The organism is Vibrio sp. R11-SG3-ISO9, from assembly GCF_059834255.1.
In genome coordinates this window covers 15999-40790 of record NZ_JCBDGU010000009.1, presented here as the reverse complement: position 1 = coordinate 40790, position 24792 = coordinate 15999, and the positions used below count along the sequence as shown (strand labels likewise).

Annotated in this window: 16 protein-coding genes; 11 read left to right on the top strand and 5 right to left on the bottom strand. The window is 45.6% G+C overall.

Going from position 1 to position 24792, the window contains the following annotated elements:
* Window positions 1–97 precede the first annotated feature (97 nt).
* The 6 genes from ebgA to ygjK all read left to right on the top strand — a co-directional run bounded on the left by ebgA (window position 98) and on the right by ygjK (window position 11024).
* The gene (gene ebgA, locus AC6R05_RS02700) at window positions 98–3214 is read left to right on the top strand and encodes a beta-galactosidase subunit alpha (RefSeq protein WP_500646535.1); all 3117 of its coding nucleotides are present in this window, start codon (window positions 98–100) and stop codon (window positions 3212–3214) included.
* 3 nt (window positions 3215–3217) lie between these two features.
* On the top strand, window positions 3218–3670 hold the full coding sequence (locus AC6R05_RS02695; RefSeq protein ID WP_500646534.1) for a beta-galactosidase subunit beta: 453 nt from the start codon (window positions 3218–3220) through the stop codon (window positions 3668–3670).
* A gap of 130 nt (window positions 3671–3800) precedes the next feature.
* Window positions 3801–5225, top strand: coding sequence for an amino acid permease (locus tag AC6R05_RS02690; protein WP_500646533.1), 1425 nt, complete (start codon window positions 3801–3803; stop codon window positions 5223–5225).
* Window positions 5226–5789: 564 nt separating this feature from the next.
* Window positions 5790–7223 (top strand): amino acid permease, encoded by a 1434-nt coding sequence (locus AC6R05_RS02685; RefSeq protein ID WP_500646532.1) that lies wholly within the window; start codon window positions 5790–5792, stop codon window positions 7221–7223.
* A 345-nt stretch (window positions 7224–7568) separates the two neighbouring features.
* Complete coding sequence (ygjJ, locus tag AC6R05_RS02680) at window positions 7569–8633, top strand: protein YgjJ (RefSeq protein ID WP_500646531.1); 1065 nt, start codon at window positions 7569–7571, stop codon at window positions 8631–8633.
* Window positions 8634–8648: 15 nt separating this feature from the next.
* Window positions 8649–11024, top strand: a complete 2376-nt coding sequence (gene ygjK / locus AC6R05_RS02675; protein WP_500646530.1) for an alpha-glucosidase — start codon at window positions 8649–8651, stop codon at window positions 11022–11024.
* A gap of 158 nt (window positions 11025–11182) precedes the next feature.
* Here ygjK and AC6R05_RS02670 read toward each other — a convergent pair whose 3' ends face one another.
* The 4 genes from AC6R05_RS02670 to AC6R05_RS02655 form a co-directional block, all read right to left on the bottom strand.
* Window positions 11183–14290 carry a beta-galactosidase gene (locus tag AC6R05_RS02670; RefSeq protein WP_500646529.1) on the bottom strand — a complete coding sequence of 1036 codons (3108 nt, stop codon included), beginning with the start codon at window positions 14288–14290 and terminating at the stop codon, window positions 11183–11185.
* A 168-nt stretch (window positions 14291–14458) separates the two neighbouring features.
* The gene (locus tag AC6R05_RS02665; protein WP_150869181.1) at window positions 14459–15685 is read right to left on the bottom strand and encodes an ABC transporter substrate-binding protein; all 1227 of its coding nucleotides are present in this window, start codon (window positions 15683–15685) and stop codon (window positions 14459–14461) included.
* Window positions 15686–15838: 153 nt separating this feature from the next.
* Window positions 15839–16690: a carbohydrate ABC transporter permease gene (locus AC6R05_RS02660; RefSeq protein ID WP_032551606.1), complete on the bottom strand. Its 852-nt coding sequence runs from the start codon at window positions 16688–16690 to the stop codon at window positions 15839–15841.
* Entirely contained in the window at window positions 16690–17610 is a 921-nt protein-coding gene (locus tag AC6R05_RS02655) for a carbohydrate ABC transporter permease (protein ID WP_032551605.1), read from the bottom strand. The genes AC6R05_RS02660 and AC6R05_RS02655 overlap by 1 nt, the downstream gene beginning before the upstream one ends.
* Before the next feature lie 297 nt (window positions 17611–17907).
* Here AC6R05_RS02655 and AC6R05_RS02650 point away from each other — a divergent pair, with 297 nt between their 5' ends.
* The 4 genes from AC6R05_RS02650 (at window position 17908) to AC6R05_RS02635 (ending at window position 22563) form a co-directional block, all read left to right on the top strand.
* Entirely contained in the window at window positions 17908–18990 is a 1083-nt protein-coding gene (locus AC6R05_RS02650) for an ABC transporter ATP-binding protein (RefSeq protein WP_500646528.1), read from the top strand.
* A gap of 240 nt (window positions 18991–19230) precedes the next feature.
* A complete protein-coding gene (locus AC6R05_RS02645; RefSeq protein ID WP_500646527.1) occupies window positions 19231–20571 on the top strand; it encodes an MATE family efflux transporter in 1341 nt (446 codons plus the stop codon).
* Between the two features lie 169 nt (window positions 20572–20740).
* On the top strand, window positions 20741–21043 hold the full coding sequence (locus AC6R05_RS02640) for a DUF1330 domain-containing protein (protein ID WP_500646526.1): 303 nt from the start codon (window positions 20741–20743) through the stop codon (window positions 21041–21043).
* A gap of 410 nt (window positions 21044–21453) precedes the next feature.
* Complete coding sequence (locus AC6R05_RS02635) at window positions 21454–22563, top strand: phosphatase PAP2 family protein (protein ID WP_500646525.1); 1110 nt, start codon at window positions 21454–21456, stop codon at window positions 22561–22563.
* A gap of 21 nt (window positions 22564–22584) precedes the next feature.
* Here the strand turns inward: AC6R05_RS02635 and AC6R05_RS02630 are convergent, their stop codons facing one another.
* Complete coding sequence (locus tag AC6R05_RS02630; protein ID WP_500646524.1) at window positions 22585–23517, bottom strand: LysR family transcriptional regulator; 933 nt, start codon at window positions 23515–23517, stop codon at window positions 22585–22587.
* A gap of 101 nt (window positions 23518–23618) precedes the next feature.
* Between AC6R05_RS02630 and chrA the strand changes: the two genes are divergently transcribed.
* Complete coding sequence (gene chrA, locus AC6R05_RS02625) at window positions 23619–24764, top strand: chromate efflux transporter (protein ID WP_500646523.1); 1146 nt, start codon at window positions 23619–23621, stop codon at window positions 24762–24764.
* Window positions 24765–24792: the final 28 nt, after the last annotated feature.

Here is a 24792-nt window from a genome sequence, read left to right as displayed (position 1 = left end):
AATAATTACCTCAGTCCAAAAAATACTCGTATTCACTACGACCCAATTACGCATAAGAACGTCGGCTAGCATTCAAATAGGCCGAGAGAGAGGCAACGTGAACAACTGGGAAAACTTCCTGAACTTACATGAGAACCGTATGGCACCACGTGCTTACTTCTTCTCATACGCATCAGAAAAAACAGCTAAGACATTTCAACGTGAACTAAGCAGTCACTTCCAACTACTGAGTGGTCAATGGAATTTCAGCTACTTCACTAACCCGCTCTTGGTTCCTGAAGAGTTTTACTCTCAAGAGATGAGCGATTGGGGCCATATTACGGTACCAAACATGTGGCAAATGGAAGGCCACGGCGATCTTCAATACACAGATGAAGGTTTCCCATTCCCAATTGATGTACCTTTCGTACCGTCAGATAACCCAACGGGCGCATACCAACGCTCTTTCTTCCTTGGCGACAGCTGGAACGACAAACAGACCATCATCAAGTTTGATGGTGTAGAGACTTACTTTGAAGTTTACGTAAACGGTGACTATGTCGGTTTCAGCAAGGGCAGCCGTCTGACTGCTGAATTCGATATCTCTAGCCACGTAAAAGCGGGCAACAACCTGCTATCTATTCGCGTGATGCAGTGGGCCGACTCCACCTACATTGAAGACCAAGATATGTGGTGGACAGGCGGTATCTTCCGTGATGTTTACCTTGTTGGTAAAGAACAACTTCATGTTCAAGACTTAACGATTCGCACTGATTTTGACGACGCTTACCAAAGCGCTACTCTTTCGTGCAACGTTGCTCTAGAAAACCTAGCAGCAGCGACAAACGCAACTCTTGAGTACGCATTGCTTGATGGAAGCCAAGTTATCTCCCAAGGCTCTGTAGATAACTTAACGGTTCCTAACCAGCAGACTGGCGGCAATGCGAACACTCAATTCTCTATCGATGTCGTGAACCCTGTTCAATGGAACGCTGAAAACCCATACCTTTACCAATTGCTGCTGACGCTAAAAGATGCAGACGGCAAAGTGCTAGAAGTGATTCCACAACGCGTTGGTTTCCGTGACATTAAAGTTCTCGATGGTCTGTTCTACATCAACAACAAATACGTGATGCTGCATGGCGTAAACCGTCATGACAACGACCACCTAAAAGGTCGTGCAGTTGGCATGGATCGCGTAGAAAAAGACTTGGTGTTGATGAAACAACACAACATCAACTCAGTACGTACCGCACACTACCCGAACGACCCACGCTTCTACGAGCTATGCGATATCTACGGCCTATTTGTCATGGGCGAAACCGATGTCGAAACACACGGCTTTGCTAACGTTGGCGACCTAAGCCGCATCACTAACGATCCAGCATGGGAAGCTGTGTTTGTTGAACGTATCGAACGTCATATTCACGCTCAGAAGAACCACCCTTCTATCATCATGTGGTCGCTAGGTAACGAATCAGGCTACGGCTGCAACATCCGTGCTATGTACGATGCAGCAAAAGCGATTGATGACACACGTCTGGTTCACTACGAAGAAGACCGTGATGCTGAAGTGGTTGATGTTATCTCTACCATGTACTCACGTGCTCAACTAATGAATGCCTTCGGCGAGTACCCACACGAAAAACCACGCATTATCTGTGAATACGCACACGCAATGGGTAACGGCCCAGGCGGCTTAACTGAATACCAAAACGTGTTCTACAAGCATGATGCAATTCAAGGTCACTACGTTTGGGAATGGTGTGATCACGGCATCTTAGCTCGTGATGAAGCGGGTACCGAGTTCTACAAGTACGGCGGTGACTACGGTGACTACCCGAACAACTACAACTTCTGCATGGACGGTTTGATCTACCCAGACCAAACACCGGGCCCAGGCTTAAAAGAGTACAAGCAGGTTATCGCACCAGTGAAGATCCGCGACTTCAATTCTGAAGACGGCACCTTCACCGTTGATAACAAGCTGTGGTTCTCAAACATTGATGACTACACCATCACTGCAGAAGTTCGTGCTGAAGGCGAAACCATTGCAGTACAACACATCAAGGTTGAAGAGTTGGCTGAAAACTCTAGCCGTGAACTGGCACTTAACTTGCCAGAGCTTGATGAGCGCGAAGTGTTTGTGAACTTTACTGTGCGTAAAGATTCTCGCACGCCTTACAGCGAAGCGAACCACGACATTGCGGTGTACCAGTTCCAAGTGAAAGAGAATACAGCACAGCTAGAAGCCTTCACCAACAACAATGCAACGGCACTGAATGTTGAAGAGTCTCGTCTCGCTTATCTAATCAAAGGTCATAACTTTACACTGAACTTCTCGAAAGTGAACGGCAAGCTGACGTCATGGTTGGTCAATGGCGAAGAGATGATTAAGTCAGAACCACGAATCAACTTCTTCAAGCCAATGATCGATAACCATAAGCAAGAGCACGATGGTTACTGGGAACCTGCACACCTACAGATCATGCAAGAGCACTTCCGCACGCTTAACGTGGAAGAGAATAATGGCAAGGTTGAAATCACGACCACCAGCATCATTGCTCCACCAGTATTCGACTTCGGTATGCGTTGTGAATACCGCTACCAAGTTAATGCTGAAGGCCAATTGAACGTTGAGCTAAGCGGCGAGCGTTACGGTGAATACCCTCATGTGATTCCAGTGATTGGTTTCGATATGGGCATCAATGGCGACTTCGACCAAGTTCAATACTACGGTCGTGGCCCTGAAGAGAACTACCAAGACAGCCAGCAAGCCAACATGATTGATGTGTACCAATCAACGGTTGCAGACATGTTCGAGAACTACCCGTTCCCACAGAACAACGGCAACCGCCAACATGTTCGTTGGGCTGCGCTTTCAAGCCGCGCGGGTAATGGTATTGCAGTAAAACCACAGCAAGAAATCAACTTCAGTGCATGGTTCTACACCAATCAAAACCTGCACCAAGCACAACACACCATTGAGCTAGAGAAAAGCGGTTACATCACGCTAAACCTAGATCACCAAGTAATGGGCTTAGGATCCAACTCTTGGGGCAGCGAAGTGCTCGACTCTTACCGCGTGTATATGGATGAGTTCCGCTACGGCTTAACTCTGATTCCATTCCAAGCAGGCGATTGCGACGCGCAGCACCTAATCAATCACAACTTTGGCGATGAGTTTTTTACGGTCAATGCGCCAAAAGCTCAACCACAACTGAACGAGGCATAAACGATGATCGTTTTAGAGAACTTAGAACAATTTAAAGTCGTCTACCGTGATGGTCGTAAATGGCAACGCTGTGTAGAAGCGATTGAAAACATCGGCAACATCAAAGATGGCGTGATGTATTCAATTGGTGACTCACTGGCCTACATGATTGAAGACGGCGTGGCTCGCAGCACAGAAAACTTCACCGGTAATCGTCGTTACTTCGATGTGCACTACTACCTAGAAGGCCGTGAAACGGTTGAGTTCGCAGCGAAGTCAGAGCTAGAGCAAACCCAAGCTTACAGCGATGAGACCGACCGTGAACACTTAGTGGGCAACGGCGAAACTCGTGAGCTGGCAGAAGGCCAAGTGGCCATTTTTGACAACAACCAGGCTTACCGTTTCCACGGTGATAGCCGAGTTCGCAAAGTGGTATTGAAAGTGACCATTGAAGACGGTTACTTCCTCAACAAATAACAACAACCCTATCTATTCGCAGAGTGAGCCTTGCCGTTCAAGGCTCACTGAATAATTAACTCTCTAAGTCACCGAATAAAGACTTAGTACCATAACTACTATAATTACGTGATTCCCGGAGGACACTACTATGTCTGAATCTGTACGCGGAAAGTTAGGCAAATTTGCCCTACTCTCCATGACATTTGCAGCGGTATTTAACGTTCGCAACATCGTAAACAACAATATCGAATTGGGACTAAGTTCTGCCCCTATCTTTTTGCTTGCGACCCTTATCTACTTCATCCCGTTCGTGTTCATCATTGCCGAATTCGTTTCAGCAAATAAGAACTCTGAGTCAGGTATGTATGACTGGCTGAAAAAGCCACTCGGAACTAAAGCGGCTTACCTAGGTTCATTCCTATACTGGTTCGTAAACCTATTCTGGTTTGTATCTCTGCTACCAAACGTCATTGCTTACGCCTCTTACGCGATGCTGGGCTACGAATACGCCTTCTCTCCACTAGTGACTTCGGTGATCTCTATTGTTCTATTTGCCGCAGCAACGCACATTTCGACTAAGGGTGCGAGCTGGCTGGGTAAGATCTCTGAAATCGTGGCTTACGGTGTATTCGCACTATTCGCAATCTACGTTATCGGTGCACTAATGGCGCTAGGCGGCGACCATGTACCAGCTGAGCCAATCACGCTTCAAGCAATGTCTCCGACCATTAACTGGGCAACGTTAGGCATTATGTGTTGGATATTCCAAGCAGCTGGCGGTGCTGAAACTGCGGCAGCTTACCTAAACGATGTAAAAGGTGGCCATAAGTCATTCATCAAGGTGATCATTGGTGCAGGTATCGCTATCGGTTCAATGTACGCTGTCGGCTCACTGCTAGTAAACGTGTTCGTTGCTCGTGAAGACCTAACCTATGCGGGTGGTATGGTTGAAATCTTCACAGGCATGGCTCAGTTCTTCAACATCTCAGAATCTCTAGTAGGTCGCTTCGTTGGTATCGTTCTATTCGTTGCTATGTTTGGCTCAATGATGATGTGGACAGCAGCACCGGTGAAAATCCACTTCTCTGAAATTCCAAAAGGCGTTTACGGTGAGAAAACGACAGAGCTAAACGAACATGGTGTTCCAGTCCGTGCAGCATGGTGGCAGTTTGCGTTCGTATTCGTGATGCTTGTGGTTAACGGCTTCGGCTCGGAATCAGTACAAGACATGATGAACACTGCAATCAACCTAACAGCTGGTACCGCAATGCTACCGCCTATCTTCATCATGGTGGCGTACTTTGTGTTCCGCTTGAAGCATGACGACACACCGCGTGATTTCCGTATGGGTACTCGCACTCAAGGTATGGCTGTGGTTTCAGTTCTGATTACTATCTTCGTTGTGAGCATGACAGCGTCAGCCTTCCCAACAGGTGTAGACCTAGTTCAAGCCTTCTTCATCAACGTATTTATGACAGCGGTATTCTCTGGCATTGCATGGTGGTGGATCTCTCGCTTTGAAAAGAAGCAAGCAGGTAAAGAAGCTAAGCTAGAAACGGCTAAGCAGTCGTAACCTGAGTTAACCTTCAGTATTTATAAAAAAGCGCCTAATACGGCGCTTTTTCTATTTAAATCAACATATTAAAATCCAATCACCAATAATAAAAACGCCATTCCGTCAAGTGTAAACCTCTCATAAACACCGATAAATCGCTAAATAAAACAGCTACAAAAACCAAGGTAAAACATTAACTAAATATATTTACTCAAGCTCACATATTTGACTAATTTCAGTTAACTTATTGGCGTCTAATCTTTAATCTTCTTGTTGAAGAGATAGCCGATTCTACACAATAAAAAACGACACAAAGTCCCTACAAGCCTTTAAATAGTCGAAGTGTAGATGCTCAAGTCTTCCATCCTCTTCTTTGTTAAATATAGTCTCCACCAAGTAATAAATTTACTTAAAGAGCCATAAACGCAGAGAAGACCGATCGTAAAAATAACAACAATAATCGCTCTCCCCCTCTTTAAGAAAGGGAGTTAGCAAACCAACACAATAATAAAAACGCGGTCTAGATTTTCCTCTCTAGAACCAAGTACTAACGATCATCAACGTGATTCACCGGAGAACATCATGTCCGATAATAAACGCAGTACGATAGGCAAGTTTGCCCTACTGTCTATGACCTTCGCGGCGGTATATAGCTTCAATAACATCATTAACAACAACATCGAAATCGGCCTCTCTTCAGCTCCGATGTTCTTTTTAGCAACCATCTTTTATTTTGTTCCTTTCTGTCTGATTGTTGCTGAGTTCGTATCCCTGAATAAAGACTCAGAAGCGGGTGTTTACTCATGGGTTAAAAGCTCTCTAGGCGGCCGCTGGGCGTTTATTTCAGCTTACACATACTGGTTTGTTAACCTATTCTTTTTCACGTCCCTGCTGCCTAGAATCATCGCTTACGCGTCTTATGCGTTCTTAGGTTTCGAGTACATCTTCACGCCAATGACCACCGCGATATTGAGTACCATTTTGTTTGCGGTCGCGACGCACATCTCTAACAACGGCGCGAAACTATTAGGCCCTATCACCTCATTAACTTCGTCACTAATGCTGCTTCTGACCATGTCTTACATTTTGTTGTCAGGCGGTGCGTTGATCGGTGGTATCGAGCCAGCAGACCCAATCACCATTGAAGCAATGACGCCAAACTTTAACTGGGCATTCCTAGGTGTAATCACCTGGATCTTCATGGCCGCTGGCGGTGCAGAGTCGGTCGCGGTTTACGTAAACGACATCAAAGGCGGTCACAAGTCTTTCGTTAAAGTAATCATCATTGCGGGTATTTTTATTGGTGCGCTGTACTCGGTGGGTTCTATCCTGGCTAACGTATTCGTATCTCGCGAAGAGCTTAAATTCACTGGTGGTTCAGTACAGGTTTTTGAAGGCTTAGCACTCTACTTCGGCTTACCTGAAATTCTTATGAATCGCTTTGTGGGCATCGTTTCTTTCACTGCGATGTTAGGCTCGCTACTGATGTGGACAGCAACACCGGTTAAGATTTTCTTCTCTGAAATTCCTAAAGGTATTTTTGGTGAGAAGACAGTCGCTCTTAACAAACAAGGCGTACCGGAGCGTGCTGCTTGGGTTCAGTTCTTCATCGTGATTCCGTTGATGTTCATCCCAACACTCGCGTCTGACACGGTGCAAGATTTGATGAGCACCATCATCAACATGACTGCAGCAGCTTCTATGCTACCGCCACTGTTCATCATGATCGCGTACCTACATTTGCGCCTGAAACTCGATCACCTACCACGTGATTTCCGCATGGGTTCTCGCCCTGTTGGTATCGCTGCGGTATCGATTCTTATCAGCATCTTTACCGTGGGTTTCTTTGCATCGACCTTCCCAACGGGTGCTGACATCATGACCATCATCTTCTATAACGTCGGCGGCATCGTGATCTTCTTGGGTTACGCATGGTGGAAATACGGTCAATACGAGAAAAGCTTGTCTGCAGAAGAGAAAAAGCTAGAAGCACGACCAGAACCAGTAAACGCCTAAGCCAATCCTACATCCTTGTTAAAAATTCTAAGGCACTCCTCATTTGGTGAGTGCCTTTTTATTTCCCTTGTTCTATTCCTTAATTTTCATTCAATTATCAGATACTTCCCACACTAACTATTTGCCTATAAATTCAACTAAACCTCAAAATAAAATGCAGGTAAATATTTTACTAAAATAGATCACACTTTTAGAGTGATTTAATTTTAAACACGAAAATAATCATTAATATCGGTTTTGCGATCGTAAGTGAGCTGACCGTATACGCCTTGAAGAGCAACCCATATTAGAAGTCAGAACAACCTACGAAGCTTCATTTATCAACCCGAAACAGAAGTGAATAAAATGAAACCTAGTTTTACTAAAATTACTCTTATTACTAGTTGTATTCTTGCTGCTCTAACGGCGAATGCCCACGCTAATGAAACCGCTGCTAACCACAGCGACACTCAGCCCCCTAAAACAGAATCTGAAACACTTTTTGACTTCTATGGTGAGCTTGGCCTTGGTGGTCATGTTGCCCTAGAAGGTGATGACAAAGGCCGCTACGCAGACGGCACTTACATTGAAGCAGGCTTGGCTATCGAGCATGGCAATTGGTTTGGTCTTGCTTACATGGAAGGCTGGACAGTTCAAGCCGATGACGAAGGCAATGCATGGGCGACTGGCCACGGTTGGGGCGGCTTCGAAGGTGGTTTTAACCGCTTTTACGCAGGTTACCGCACTGATGCAAAAACAGAATTTATTGTCGGTCGTATGGACTCATCTCTTGATGACGTTCAATGGTGGGGTGACCCAACGGTAGAGTACGGCTACGCGATCTCAAACACTCGTGACGTACACGTGGGTGTGAAGATCCAAAACCTAGAAGGCAAGCTGCGCTACAGCGTTTCCTTCGCTCCAGAATCTGACTTTTCAGAAGACGATGCGTTGATTCACTTCGGTAAATACGACAACTTTGCAGACCAATGGAAAGACAAAAACGCCATGGTCAACGGTTATGTCCAATACGACCTGACTGACGACCTAACGCTAATGGGTGGCGGTGAAGTTCGTAACAACGACGGTGGCGAACTTCTACTATTAGGTGCCGAGTACAAAAACTTTGCTACTCGTGTTTGGCACGACACTGACAAAGGCAACCAAGAATCGTTTGGTAGCGAGTCTGGTATTCAAACCAGCGCTTGGTACGAAGCCGCACAAGGTGTTTACCTATCTGCTGCCTACAACTACGTCAACTTTGATGGTGATAACGGCGAAAAAGAGATCACTTCTTACATCAACGCAGGTGTTTGGTACGAATACGGAAACGGCGCGTTTGCGACTGCTTTCGATAGCCGCTTTGGCGTAGGTAGCGACACTGAAATTGGCGACGCACAAGTGTTCGCAATGCAATACTTCTACTGGTAATAACAGGAAATCACTATGAAACTGAACAAATCATTCGCAGCTATCGCTATTGGCGCAGCACTTGTTGTTACTGGTTGCGCATCAAATACAGGCTCTGAAGAGCTTCAAGCAAACCAATTTAAGAACGTTATCGACCGCACTGGCTCACCAGAATACATGCGAGACTACGACTTCGATGACCATCAACGTTTTAACCCGTTCTTCGACCTAGGAGCATGGCACGGTCATTTGCTACCAGACACAGCTGAAGGCATGGGTGGCTTCCCTGGAACGGCGCTACTTACTGAAGAATACATTAACTTCATGGCGGATAACTTTGACCGCCTAAGCGTGTTCAAAGATGGCAAAAAAGTTGAATTCACGATGGAAGCTTACAGCCTACCGGGCGCATTGATTCAGACCCTAAAATCTGACGATGTAACGGTCGAGATGACAATGCGTTTCGCTTCTAACCGTACCTCTCTACTGGAGACTAAAATCACCACTGACTCGCCAGTTGAGTTGGTGTGGGACGGTGAACTGCTTGAAAAAACACACGCGAAAGAAGGCGTCGCGCAAACCGATAAAACCATTGCCGAGACTTACCCTGATTACAATCGCCAAATCGTTGCAACCGACGACGGTCTAAAGGTCACTTTCGGTAAAGTGCGTTCAACGTGGGATCTGCTGACTTCAGGCGAGTCTGAGTACCAAGTTCATAAATCGATTCCAACCCAAACCAAGGTCGATGGCTTAACGTTTACTTCAACTGCAAGTATTGAAGAATCAACCACCATCTACACCACATACTCACACGTGTTAACGGCAGAAGAAGCAAAAGCGGAACAGCCTGAGATCAAAAAGATCATGGCAAACCCTACCGATTTCTTAGCGGCATCGGAAGCGCGCTGGGAAGGTTACCTAGAGATGGGGTTAACCAACCCGAATGCGACGCCAGAGCAAGAGCGTGTTGCGGTAAAAGCGATGGAAACCCTAAACGGTAACTGGCGTGCCGCAGCCGGTGCGATGGAGTTTGACTCTGTAACACCTTCGGTAACGGCGCGTTGGTTCTCAGGCAACCAAACATGGCCATGGGATACATGGAAACAAGCTTACGCGATGGCGCACTTCAACCCAGACGTAGCGAAAGACAACATCCGCGCAATGTTTGCCTACCAAATTCAAGCTGACGACCCTGTTCGCCCTTGGGATGAAGGTTACGTGCCAGATCTATTGGCTTACAACCTAAGCCCAGAGCGTGGCGGTGACGGTGGTAACTGGAACGAACGTAACACCAAGCCTAGCCTAGCGGCATGGGCGGTAATGGAAGTTTACAAAACCACCAGCGATGAAGCTTGGCTAGAAGAGATGTATCCAAAGCTAGTGGCTTACCACGACTGGTGGCTACGTAACCGTGATAACAATGGCAATGGCGTTCCAGAGTATGGCGCAGCGCGTGATAAAGCACACAACACACTAGAAGGCGAAATGTACTTTACTGTGGTTCGTGGCGACAAACACGAGACCGTCGTCGGTCAAGCGGCACTGGATAAAGTGATTGCAGAAGGTAACTATGACTACATCGAGAGCCCAGCTCAAACCGCGGCATCTTGGGAATCAGGTCGTGATGATGCGGCAGCCTTTGGTTTCATCGATAAAGACCAGCTAGACGCCTACGTTGCCAACGGCGGAAAACGCAGTGATTGGGATGTTGAATTCGCTCAAAACCGCGCGGAAGACGGCACCCTGTTAGGCTACTCACTGCTACAAGAGTCCGTTGACCAAGCAAGCTACATGTACAGCGATAACAAGTACCTAGCGGAAATGGCTGACATCTTAGGCAAAGAAGCGGAAGCGAAAGAGTTCCGTGAAAAGGCTGAGCACCTATCGAACTATATCAACACCTGTATGTTCGATGAAGGCACGAACTTCTACTACGACATTCGTATTGAAGATAAGCCGTTAGCCAATGGTTGTGCTGGTAAACCGATTGTAGAACGTGGCAAAGGCCCTGAAGGTTGGTCACCACTGTTCAACGGTGCAGCAACCCAAGCACACGCGGATGCGGTGGTCTCTGTGATGAAAGACACCTCAGAGTTCAACACCTACGTACCACTGGGCACTGCAGCGCTATCTAATCCAGCATTCGGCCCAGATATTTACTGGCGTGGACGCGTATGGGTAGACCAGTTTTACTTCGGCCTGAAAGGAATGGACAGCTACGGTTACCGTGATGATGCGATTGAAATGGCAGGCGCTTTCTTCGACCACGCTGATGGCTTGGTACAAGACGGTCCTATCCGCGAGAACTACAACCCATTAAACGGTGAGCAGCAAGGTGCGCCAAACTTCTCTTGGAGTGCAGCTCACTTGTACATGCTTTACAACGATTTCTTTACTGACGCAGAGTAAGTCAAAGCTTTAACATCGTTCTAAAACCACTACAAAAACAAAGGCACCCAACATGATGTTGGGTGCCTTTTTATTTGAGTCGACTTTCAGTTCATTTAGGTTACTGTAGCATTTGGCCTACCATGATCCTTTTGCTCTACAAGCAGACCATCAAGCCTCTATGCACCAAAGAATCGAACCTGATAACGGTAGTGCTCTTGTGTTAATTTGAACTCATCATGCACACTTGGCGTCCATGAATCATCTCCACCAACCCCCATATGAAAGCCATCGATGTAAACAAACAACTGGTCTTGCTCGGTGAGATCACAAGGGTGTTTGGCCTGCACAAGTTGCTGCTGTCCAAAGCGGCTGACCGAAAAATGAAAATCGCCCTGTAATTTAAATCCGCCAATAACGGCTTTACGCACATCACAACGCAACCCACAATCGGACGGGAAAATATAAGGAGTATGCATCTGCTCTATGCTCTGCTGATAGCGACCAATATGAGCCGAGCTTTTTCTGTCTGGGTAGTTTTCATGTGGCCCACGACCAAACCATGTCACCTCATTCGACGTCTCTTTTAGCGCGAAGGATAAACCAACACGTGGCAGTGATGGCAGACCTTTGGCGGCCTGAACATGCACATCGATAATCACTTCGCCATCAGAGAACAATTGATATTGCCAAGTCGACAATAGGCGTACTTGCCCTTCAACAACATGAGCAATTTTCGACATCACAAACACTTTGTTTTCATGCGTGAAGAAGGAGAAATCAATGCACTCTGGCGTCAGAGAATTTAATCCCGCGACTTGCCATCGCGCTATCCATGAGTTGGGATCAACGCGATTTGCTTCACTCACACCAATATCATTATCCAGTGGTGCACGATAGAAGTTATCACGGATGCCACTGGCAAGCTGTTCAACACCGTCTTTCAACCAACTTTCCACATAGCCCGTTATGCGGTCGAACTCAACGCGATAACGCGCACCGACAATAGCGAGTCGCTCTTCACTCTCGATGACCTGCGGTGGATGCTCAGAGATATTATCATCCAGCACCAGTTGTGATGATGTAGGTAAAGTGAGTTGCTCGGTTGCTGTAACGTGACCTTTACTTGCCCACTTAGTATCTTGATGTAATCTCACTTCTAGATTTAGGTGGTTGAGCGCATTGGCCTTTTGAGGAAGCACAATGCCATCTAACTCAATCTGAATGCTGGACTCTGGTTCTAACAACAGTTCAATGTTGCCACAACTTTGCTCTTCTCCATCTTGAGCAATCGACCAATAAAGGGTTTCTTTATCACTTGAGCAAAATAGCTTCTCGCTGCGCACTTCAATCACTAAAGGCTCAGTCGATATCAGAGCGAATTGATAAAACTGTTGCGCTTTTTTTACCTCGAACAAGCTCGGGTGCGGGGTTCGGTCTGGAAACACCAATCCATTGATACAGAACTGACGATCATTAATCTCATCACCAAAATCGCCACCATAGCCCCAATAAGGCTTACTTTGTGCTTCGGTTTTGGTGATGCCTTGATCAACCCAGTCCCAGATAAAACCACCTTGCAGCCTTGGATTATCGCGAAAGGCTTGCCAGTATTTATCAAAGCTACCCAAGCTGTTGCCCATCGCGTGTGCGTACTCACATAAAATCAGCGGACGCTGCTCATTCGGCAATGCAATCGCTTTGCGAATTCCGACACGCGGCGTCACTTCTGGTTGATGAGCGACAACAGGTAAGTCCCAATCCACGCGCGCATACATCGGGCACAGAATATCGGTAGCTGCGGTATCCGCCCCACCTCCTTCATATTGAACAGGTCGAGTTGGGTCGCTCTGTTTAACCCATTGATAGAGTGCATGATGGTTACGGCCAATCCCTGACTCATTGCCCAGTGACCAAATGATCACGCTAGGGTGATTTTTATCGCGTTCGACCAAGCGAGTCATGCGACGCATATAAGCATTTAGCCAAGAGGCATCGTCTGATAGGCGGCACATGGGTACTTGCCCGTGTGTTTCGATGTTTGCCTCATCAACCAAGTACAACCCATATTCATCACACAGTTCATACCAAAGTGGGTGATTAGGATAATGAGCGGTTCGCACCGCGTTGAAGTTGTTTTGCTTGATGAGCTTAATGTCTTGAATCATGCCCTCGCGAGTCATGGTATGCCCGAGTTCAGGGTGATGCTCGTGTCGATTCACCCCTCGAATTAGCAGCGGCTTACCATTTACTATAAGCAGCCCATCGCTGATCTCGACACTGCGAAAACCGACATCGTAGGCCTCACAATCAAGTAGTTCGCCTTGTTCATTCTCTAACGAGATAACACAGCGATAGAGATAGGGAGACTCAGCACTCCATTTTTTGGGGTTAGCAACGGAATTTTGGCTGTATGCCACTTCCTGCCAAGGCCCTTTTTCATCGACATATCGTTGGCCAAAACCGACAACATCAGGTTCAATGACTTTCTGACCTTGCGCATCATACAGTTCAATTTTTACCTGATGAGCATCACTACTCTCATCACTGTTTTTTGATATTTTCACATCAACACAGAGCTGCGCGTCGCGATAGGCAGCGTCAAATTGAGTTTCGATTTTTACGTCTTCGATCGCTGTCTTCGGCTTAGTGAGCAATGTAACGTCGCGGAATATGCCGCTCAGCCACCACATATCTTGGTCTTCAAGATACGAGCCATCTGACCAGCGTAACACCATAACTGCTAACGCGTTTTCTCCCGCTTTGACAAACGCCGATAGGTCAAACTCAGCTGGCAAACGGCTGTCTTGTGAATAGCCAACCCACTTGCCGTTACACCACAAATGAAAAGCAGAGTTGACGCCATCGAACACAATTCTGTGGGTATTCGCCAATGCTTGCTCTGTGCATTGAAAAGAGGTTCGGTATAGCCCTGTCGGGTTATCTCGAGGCACAAATGGCGGGGTATCTGCAAACGGATACTTCACATTGGTATAAATCGGTTTGTCATAGCCTTGCATCTGCCAGTTACTCGGAACCTCAATCGAGTTCCAGGTTGCATCGTCAAAATGCTCTGCAACCATGGCTTCACTAACTAACTCTGGCGCATCAAACAGCTGAAACTTCCAGACACCATTTAAAGATTTGGTATTCGAAGCTGTTCGTGTAATAGCACCTTCTCGAGAGGCATACGCCTTCAAAGGAGCATGCGCTTCCAGAACGTTATGATGTGTAATGTGTTGATTTTCCCACTCACAAGCGGAGATGATTTGAGAGAAGCTTCTCATTAACTGTTCCTTGCGATAAACCGTTCAGAGTGTGTCATTGTCAATATGACTTAACTGCCTTTAGCCAATGGCAGTGGCAACGAGATGAGTCGCACCATAAATACTATTGACGATGACACATACAGAGTGATGAAAGCCGCAGCGACAATTGCTGCGGCTTGGTCTCAATTACTTAAAGGCGCGTTTGCTTACCTTGTCTAGCTTCTTAAGAATCTTATCGATACGTTCAGGGTGAACCATAAACTCTTGGAAGCCTTTCATCCCCTCTTTTGCCATCGCTGGGTTGGTGTCGCGATCATAGAACTGTGCAGTACCATCACTCGCTGCCAACATAGCAACACCTTTGTCTAAGAACGGATCTGACTTAGCTTTCGCTTTGTTGTTGGTCGGGATCTGCAGCAGCATCTCATTGATTAGCTGTTGGTTCTCAGCACGAGCGACAAACTCTAAGAACTTACGAGCATCGGCTTTGTTCTTCGCTTTTGATGGAATGTGCAGAGTATCCATTGGCGCATCTTCTGCCATTGGCACGCTTGGGTCGATGACTGGAAATTGGAAGAAATCCATTTTGCCGTCCAGCTCCGCAGGGAAGTTTGGCGTAATGAAATTACCCATTAAGTACATCGCTGCCTTACCGTTGTATAGGAAAGGTTGCGCTTCTTGCCAAGAGTAAGATGCGTGGTTATCTAAGAAGTAGCCTGGCTCAACCAACTCAGCCCAGTTAGCGAATGTTTTCTTCACACGCTCATCGGAGTAAGGGACCTTGCCATCCATCAATTGGATATGGAAATCTAAGCCATTGGTACGCATGTTGATGTAATCGAACCAGCCAGCTGCCGTCCACAGATACTTAGTACCGATGGTAAATGGTGTCACGCCGTTTTCTTTTAGCGTTGCTGACGCCGACTTTAGCTCTTCCCAAGTTTTTGGTTCAGCAATACCGTACTGCTCAAAGATGTCTTTACGGTAGTAGATACCCCATTGGTAATACGTGTAAGGCACACCATATTGCTTGCCTTGCACCGTCATCGCAGGCGCCGCTGCTGCAAAGTCTTGCTTCATGTTGTTGTCTGCCCAGATGTCACTCACATCTTCAAACAAGCCACGATCAACAAACGCCTTCATACGGTTACCGGCATACCAGAACACCACATCCGGTGGCGAGGTCACCAACCAGTTACGAATCGTGGTTTTATACGACTCATGGTCATACAGGTTGTACTTAACCGTGATATCAGGGTTCTCTTTTTCAAAGCGACTGATGATCTCACTCCAAGCCTCTTTTGGGGCCGGATCGGAGGCGTCTGAGTTGATGACCAAGGTTCCTGCGAACGCTGTAGTCGAGACGGAGGCAGCAAGCACTGCAGTTGCAGCGATATGTTTCACGTATTTCATATGTAGGTCCTTGTTATAGAGCGGGGCTCACTAAGTCCAATTTTTATTATTGTGCTGGGTAGAGTTATTCGTGCTTTGGTTACTCTCGGTGTATCCATTTAAAGTGGATTGTTTACATAACGGCTCCTACTTTGAGGAGCCCTCATTGAATATTTAGCCTTTGGTCGCCCCCAAAGTCAGGCCGGCAATAAAGTGCTTCTGCATGGTAAAGAACAGCACAACGGGTGGAATTGCGGCGACTACTGCACCCGCTGACATGAACTGCCATGACGCCAACCACTGGCCTTGAAGTGAACTTAAACCAGCAGTCACTGGACGCACTTCATCACTTTGAACCAGAACCAACGCCCAGAAGAAATCATTCCAGATAAAGGTAAACACTAAGACCGCAAGTGCAGCTAGCGCCGGGCGAACCAGCGGCAGAACCACATGCCAGAATATTTTCCATTCACTGACCCCTTCTACACGCGCGGCTTCGATCAAAGCATCAGGAATACCGACGATAAAGTTGCGCATAAACAGAGTACAAAAGCCGGCTTGAAAGGCGATATGGAAGAAGATTAGAGCCCAGTGTGTATCGTACAGACCTAGGTTAATCGTCAGGTCACGTACCGGGATCATCAGGATCTGGAAGGGAACAAAGTTACCCGCAATGAACATCGCAAAGATCCAGAGGTTAGCTTTGAAGTTGTATTTAGCTAATGCGTACCCCGCCAATGTCGAGAGAGCAACCGCTCCCGCCACCGCTGGTAAAGTGATGATCAAGCTATTGATTAGGTACTGCCCCATCGACGTCGAGGTGAAGACCTGAGTGTAGTTTTCAATAAACTGAATCTCGCTTGGCCAGCCCCAGTAGTTACCTTTGTTGATGTCTTCCATCGAACGAATCGAGGTCATCATCACTGCAATAAGAGGAAGCAGCCACATGACAATAGAGATTGGCAGAGCCACTCGATAACTGATATTGGTAAAGCGTCCTGCTTTTTGAATCGGTTGTGGATACATTATTTTTCACTCCTCAACATACGCCACAAGAAGTAAGCGATATAGATATCCATGATCAGGAATAGAACAACGGAGACCGCAGCGCCATAACCCATTCGGTAGTTAAAGATCGACTCTTCGTACATTTGATACGCCAGTACTGTAGAGCTTCCCCAAGGACCACCTGCGGTCATGGTTGCCACTAAGTCAAATGAACGCAGTGCACCAATCACGGTGACGACCACGGCAATAAAAGTGGCTGGTCGCAATTGAGGCAGCACTACATACCACAACATTCGCCATTTCTTGGCTCCATCCAGTCGTGCTGCTTCCAGTTGCTCAGGGTCTAAGTTGTTCAACCCTGTTAAGTACAAAATCATGCAGTAAGAGATTTGTGGCCACAGGCCTGCCACGATAATCCCGTAGGTAACGTAATCTTCATTGGCGAGAATGGAGATAGGCTCAAAACCAAGTGAACCTAAGACTATATTGAACAGGCCAAAGGATGGGTCGTAAAACCAGGCAAACACTAAGCCCACAACCACTTGTGAGATAACAAATGGAAAGAAGAAGAGAGACTTAACAACACGGATGCCTTTCACTTGTTGGTTGAGAAAGAGGGCAATAGCCAGACCACAAGGTGGCGCAAGCATAAAGAAGATCAACCAAAGGAAGTTGTTAGTCAGTGAGGTGTAGAACGCATCGGAGTCAAATAGCTCACGATAGTTCTCTAGCCCGACCCACTCTTTCTCACCAAGTCCATCCCACTCGAAAAAACTCAACCAGATACTGTCCACAATCGGAAAGATCACATAGAGCGAGAAGATTGCTATTGCCGGTGTTAAAAACAGCCACGGCGACAGCTTAGAGCTGATGCGCCTTTTCTTTCTGGCTGATGGGATGCGATTTTCTGGGTATATCGTTTTCACAGATTGCACCATTTTCCCAAATTCCTTGTCTTCATAGCTTTGTTTACAATTCCATTTGTTTCAAAGTTAATCGGCGAAACATCATCAAATTGCTAAGCTTTAATCGTAACCATGCTCAAATATTAATCTCAGCAATCATATTGTGTATCGTTATGTTTAAATTGTGTAAACGATTCCACAAAAAACGGAATACTTTGTAAAATTTGTATGAGCCGGATCAATAAATCGTGCGAGGCACCTAACAAATTTCTGATGAATGCGTATGTTTTAAAGGCAAAGTGATGTAGTCCAACAAGGCAAGGAGATAGCATGGCTGATATCAGCTTAAAAAAGGTCATTAAGCGTTATGGTGATGTACAGACCATCCATGGTGTTGATCTAGAGATAACCAACGGTGAGTTCGTTGTTTTTGTTGGTCCGTCAGGTTGTGGTAAGTCGACACTGCTTCGCTTGGTGGCTGGTTTAGAAGAGATTACCGAAGGCGAAATTCATATTGGCGACGAGCTAGTCAACGATGTTGACCCAGCTGAACGCGGTGTTGCCATGGTATTCCAATCTTATGCACTCTACCCACACATGACCGTGGAAGAGAACATGGGCTTTGGTTTAAAAATGAATGGCGTCGCTAAAGAGACCATTGAAAAGCAGGTCACCAGTGCCGCTAAGACTCTACAACTCGAACACCTATTAAAGCGTAAACCAAAAGAGCTTTCAGGTGGTCAACGACAAAGGGTCGCTATTGGTCGTGCAATTGTTCGTAATCCAAAAGTGTTCCTATTTGATGAACCACTCTCAAACCTAGATGCAGAACTTCGTGTCGATATGCGTCTACAAATCGCTAAATTACATCAAGATCTACAAAACACCATGATTTATGTCACCCACGATCAGGTCGAAGCGATGACGTTGGCCGATAAAATCGTGGTGCTTAGAGACGGTAGAGTCGAACAAGTCGGCTCACCATTGGAGCTTTACCACAGCCCACAAAATGAGTTTGTGGCTGGCTTTATCGGCTCACCGAAGATGAACTTCTTACCGTGCGTAGTGGGCTCTTGCTCAGAGAGTCATGCTCAACTTTCGATTAATGGTAATAGCCAAATCACCCTACCCCTTCCAAGTCAAAAGTTAGCAGAAGGACAACAGCTAACACTCGGTATCAGACCAGAGCATTTAGAGATTAACGGCGGCTCTGATATAACGATTGAGTTTCAAAGTGAAGTGGTTGAGCGACTTGGTAATAGCACCTACATGTTTGGTCAATCTTGCGGTATTGACGGCTTTAAAGTGCATCTTCCTGGCGACCAAGAGGTTTCTCGCTATCAATCTCTAGAGCTAAACTTCTCTGCAAAAGACTGTCATCTATTCGATACACAGGGGCAGCGAATCGACTAGCTATACGCGTATACAAAGCCAGTCTGCGCACTGGCTTTGCCTTTCCAACGCCCTCCTCTCTTACCCTATCTACTCCCTCAAGCTCGCTGGATAGGGTAAACGTTACCAAAAAAGTGACATTTTCAGCTCTAAATCCGGCTCTTTTTGACCTTGTAGGTAATCCGGACATTATTTTGATAGTTGTTTTCTTAATAAGCACTACACTAAAGCCTCACCCTTCCTTTTTTTGAGAAAATCTAAATGCCTAATGCTGATTCCAACCTAAACAAACGTATGGGAATCGTTGCGCTCACTTGGCCAATATTCATCGAAGTTCTACTGCGAACTGCTCTCAACACCAGTGATGTATTCATGCTATCTGGATACTCAGACAAAGCCGTATCAGCGGTTGGTGTTATCTCGCAAATCTCATTTTTCCTGATCATTGTCTCCACCATGGTGAGCAGCGGAACAGGTATCTTGATTGCACAATACAATGGTGCGTCTCGTGACCAAGAGAGTGCGCATGTCGGCGTAGCCAGTATTGTCCTAGCCGTCATCACGGGCGTTTTATTGAGTATCCTAGCGGTGTTAGGCGCTGAATATTTCATTCCGCTCTACCAGCTTGAAGCGCAAGTGGAGCAGTACGCTCAAGAATATCTGTTTATCAGTGGTGCTCTGACTTTTAACGTCACTATAGGCGTAGTACTGACTACGATTCTTCGCAGCCACGGCTATTCAAAATCACCAATGGTCATCAATATGATTGCTGGTGTTATCAACGTTGTAGGTAACTACTGCGCGCTATATCAACCGTTTGGATTGCCCGTTTACGGTGTTCAAGGTGTGGCAGTCGCGACCGTTTTCAGCCAAGTCATTGGTATGTTTATCTTAATTGGTGTCGTTAAAAGCAAAGGGATCGACCTTCCGGTGAAACAATTTAGGTCTATCCCTAAATCTATCTACCAAAAGATCATCAAAATTGGCTCTATGAATGCGGGTGAGGTGCTATCTTACAACATGGCTCAAATCAGCATTACCTTCTTTGTGGTACAGATGGGAACATCATCACTGGCGGCGTTTACTTACGCGCAGAACATCGCTCGTCTTTCTTTTGCGTTCGCTCTCGCTATTGGTCAGGGTAGCCAGATTCAGACAGGTTACTACATTGGTAAAGGCTGGATTGATGAGATCACCACACGAGTACAGCGATACTTTGTCGTAGGTTTTATCGCATCAACCGTGATCACCTGTTTGATATACCTATTCCGATTCGAGATCTTAGACGTCTTTACTCAAGACCCTGAGATCATCGCCCTGACCGCAGGCCTGATTGCAGGCTCAATACTGCTTGAAGCGGGTCGCGTGTTTAATCTGATTTTTATCTCTTGCTTAAAAGCCGCCGGCGACATTCAGTTCCCGGTAAAAATGGGCATATTGAGCATGTGGGGCATTGGGGTTGCCATGAGCTATGTGCTTGGCGTGCACTGGGGCTATGGAGTGTTCGGCGCTTGGATGGCGATTGCGATGGATGAATGGTTCCGAGGCATCATTATGGCTCACCGTTGGCGAGCAAAGAAATGGACCAAGTACTCTTTCTAACATTCGGTGAACAGATTTAATTTTCAATAATATCTATATAAAGATTCTTTATAGCGGCCAATTATCAAAGTTGAGCTTAAGCATTATGCTTAGTTCATTCGCTAACCGATAGCGATGAACAAAACTATTGATAACAAGAGTGCGGCAAGCACAAAGTGGAGATTACATTATGTCTTACTATTCAGTACTAGAAGTTACCCCAACAACAGACGCATGGGTTGCCGATTACATCGGTCCAGCAAATAAGCTGGTTGCACAATATGGTGGAAAATACCTTGCCCGTACTTCTAGCCACGAGCGTTTAGAGGGCGATGCAGAACAACCCGCTCTACGTATCATTATCGAATGGCCTTCAAAGCAAGCCGCAATTGATTTTATGAACGATCCTGAATACGTCCCTCACCTCCAGGCTCGCACCGCTGGCTCTGTTAGCCATCACGCACTTATCGAAGGCAAAGACGATCTCGCTTAATCATACTAAGCATGAAAATTCGAACAATGAAGTAAAGCCGCTCCCTTGACCAATGCAGCGGCTTTTTGTTTGCGAGTTCAGCAATCATCAAAGAGGAGAGTGATGTTAAAAAAGAAAAAGCGCTAGGGGGAGCTAGCGCCAACCAACTAAATCCGTTTAGTGTGGGAGAGTTTTCAACTATATCAAACCGTTATAGTCGATACTAAAAACTTAGGTAAACGAAATTCTTATTCGTTACAACTGTAAAAAGCTATAATTTAAGTATAGTCAGATTCTACCAATTGGCGTGATTTTTAGAGAAAAAATACAAAATTTTGCCGTCTTCAATGCCCCACCGATACATTGAAAAGATTCCTATCTGAGCTAACTTTAAACAAGGGCATAAAAACTAACAACTTAGTGAGGGCGGCATGGAATCAGAGGGACAATCTTCCGACCCTACTCATGAAAAATCACCTTCAGACTTTTGCTACTCTTTTCGCCACGAGTTCAATAGAAACAAAATTATCTTGTACCATGTGTTTCTGACTACTCTTTTTACCCTGTCGGTTAGCCACTTGGTCGATCATAGTGTTACCTATAGCGTAACTAGCTATCTGAACTTACTATCCATTATTTGTTATATCAGTTTTATTTTGTGGCTCGTATCTTACTGCGGCTTACTCTTGTTCCGAAGAGAGCCAAGACCAATTACAAAGCTCATCCAGAAACTGAAAATACTGCTCACCCCCATTTCTAAACCTTTATTTTTCGTATTATTAGTATTTGCTCTTAATGTCGCCTTTTCTAACTACACCTTCTTTAAGGCAATTATTCCCTATATCAATCCATTTTATTTGGATCTTGATTTTTATCGGATTGATAAATGGTTGCATTTTGGCTACTCACCATGGGAAATCACACACTACCTTTTTCCAGGAGAGCTGTTTTCGCTGTGCTTGAACATCATGTACAACTGCTGGTTTTTTCTTATGTGGGGAATGCTGCTTTATTTTATTTTATATCGAAAAGACAACTTGTTACGTGCTCAATTTTTACTAACATTTCTGACTAGCTGGCTGATTATTGGCAATGTTTTAGCAGTACTATTCTCGTCAGCAGGTCCGGCGTTTCTGCATCACTTCGACAGCCAAGATCTCTATGAGCCTCTCATGCAAACTTTAGAGGTACAAAACAACCTTCTAGTAGAAAGTGGCTATATCCCTTTGTGGGCTCTATCAACGCAAGACATGCTTTGGAGCAGCTATCTAGAGCCATCAGGTGGAGTGGGTACAGGCATATCAGCAATGCCGAGTATGCATGTAACAATTGCTGTGCTTCTGGCTATCGCATCCTACAGGTTAAATAGACGCTTAGGGTATGTCGCTTGGATATACGCGATTTTTATACAAATTGGTTCGGTTCATTTGGCATGGCACTACGCAATCGATGGGTATTTAGGCGCGCTGCTTGTGCTTACCCTCTGGCATATGATTGGCTATCTATTGCAGCGTTTTCACCCTCAAATAAATGATGACTAGAATTGAAAGTTGCGTTGCGTATTATTCATTCATGATGGTTCGATCTATCGCGCTAGTGACTAATTTTCTTAAATGTTTGTTCTTATCATCACACTGTTTTCCTTTTCGATAGATCAACTGAATATCAAAATCCGGAACATCAATAGGCGGTTTAATTGCAATAAGACTATCATCCACAACTTCAGGCTCACTTCTTGCCACTAGTTTCGGCACAATACAAAGGATGTTCCGTCCCCTAATCAACCGCTTAATCGTCAGAAAATTGCTCGACGACAGGGCTACTTTTCGGTGCATACCGATCTCAGCCAGTTTGCTATCGACACCCGTTCTTAATTCGCCATTTGGAGATACTAATGCATGTTCTACAGAGACAAACTCTTCGATAGAAATTGGATCTCCGAACTTCAAACGATGTCGATCATAGAGACAAACATGTTGTTCTGTGTATAGATGTTTAGTTCGATACAGTGAGTGGATCTCTCCAAAACTACCTATTGCCAGATCCAGTTTTGCATCTTCAAAAACTTGTTGATAATTGGATCGGTTAACATTAAAGAATACGACTTGAGAATGGGGAGACTCACTTTTTATATAGTCAAAGATACTCGGCCCAAACATCTGCTCTGCGTAGTCTGTAAGACCTATTTTCCATGTACCTTGATAAGAATCGACATCAAACACTTTAGACATCAATACTTCAGACTGAATTGTGCTCAGCAACTCATCAACAGTCACTGACAGCTCTATTGCCCGCTCAGTCGCTTCCATTCGACTCCCAACTCGCTCAAACAGCGGATCATCAAATAGTTTTCGAAGCCTCTGCAAGCTATGACTCATTGCTGACTGACTCACATAACAACGCTCAGCAGCCTTACTCACACTGTTGGTTTTATACAAAGCCTGTAGGGCAATCAATAAGTTAAGGTCAATCCCTTTCCAGTTAAAATCGGCCACCTGATAATCCCATATGATTCATAACAACAATTAAAACAATTAATTTGAATCATAGTACAACTCCACCTAAATTAACCACAAACATTTATTTGGATACGATAATGCTTTCAATTTTTAAGACGTTTTTCTGGCTTGGCTGGATTAGCTTTGGTGGTCCAGCGGCACACATTGGATACTTTCGTAAAACGTTCGTAGAAAAGCTTAACTGGCTTTCTGACGAAGAGTACGGACAAATTGTAGCGCTTAGCCAGTTCTTACCTGGCCCTGGCTCAAGCCAAGTTGGCTTTGCTCTAGGCTACAAAAAAGGTGGCTTAGCCGGTGCTATTGCTGCATTTGTTGGTTTCACATCGCCATCTGTCATCTTAATGCTTGTATTGGCAATGGTTAGTGGTCAGTTCTTAGAGAGTTCCTTATTTAACTCGATCATTCATGGACTAAAACTACTGGCTGTCGTTGTGGTTGCTGACGCGACATTTGGTATGTATAAAAACTTCTGCCAATCTAAGACAGCAACAACTCTGTGTGTCATCACCGCAATCGTATTACTGCTGATGCCGGGAATTTGGCCTCAAATCTTAGTTCTGCTGTTCGCTGCATTTATCGGTAGCAAGTGCTTAGTCCCAGAACAAACTCAGACAGTTCAAAATACCAATAAGATTGCTGTCATGCCTCTGGTTATATTTGCAGCCTTATTGATCGGCCTACCACTAGCACGCTCACTTTCACAAAGTGTTGAAGTATTTGGGCTCTTCTATCAAGCTGGTAGCTTAGTATTCGGTGGCGGACATGTGGTACTTCCATTGCTACAAAATGGTATTGGTGATCAGCTGTCTCAAGATGCATTCCTAACGGGTTATGCCGCTGCACAAGCGGTTCCGGGTCCAATGTTCACCCTAGCGACCTATCTTGGCTATGTACTCATGCCTTCAGCACCTATCGCTGGCGCTTTATTGGCAACCATAGCGGTCTTCCTTCCAGGCTTTTTACTGCTACTTGGTGTGCTTAAAAACTGGCAGGCTCTAGTGAGCAAACCTAAAATCGCTGGCGCTTTAACAGGGGTTAATGCTGCAGTTGTTGGCCTACTTCTGGCAGCGCTTTATCAACCGATATTCACGAGTGCAGTAAACAACGGCTTAGACTTTGCGCTGATCATTGCAGGTGTTTGGCTACTAAAATCAGTCAAGATGCCAATCGTTGGCCTTGTAGGTATTTTCATTGCTGCGGGTGTCGTTTTAAACTTTGTTTAGCGTGCGCAGCTTATTGAAAAGAAAAGCG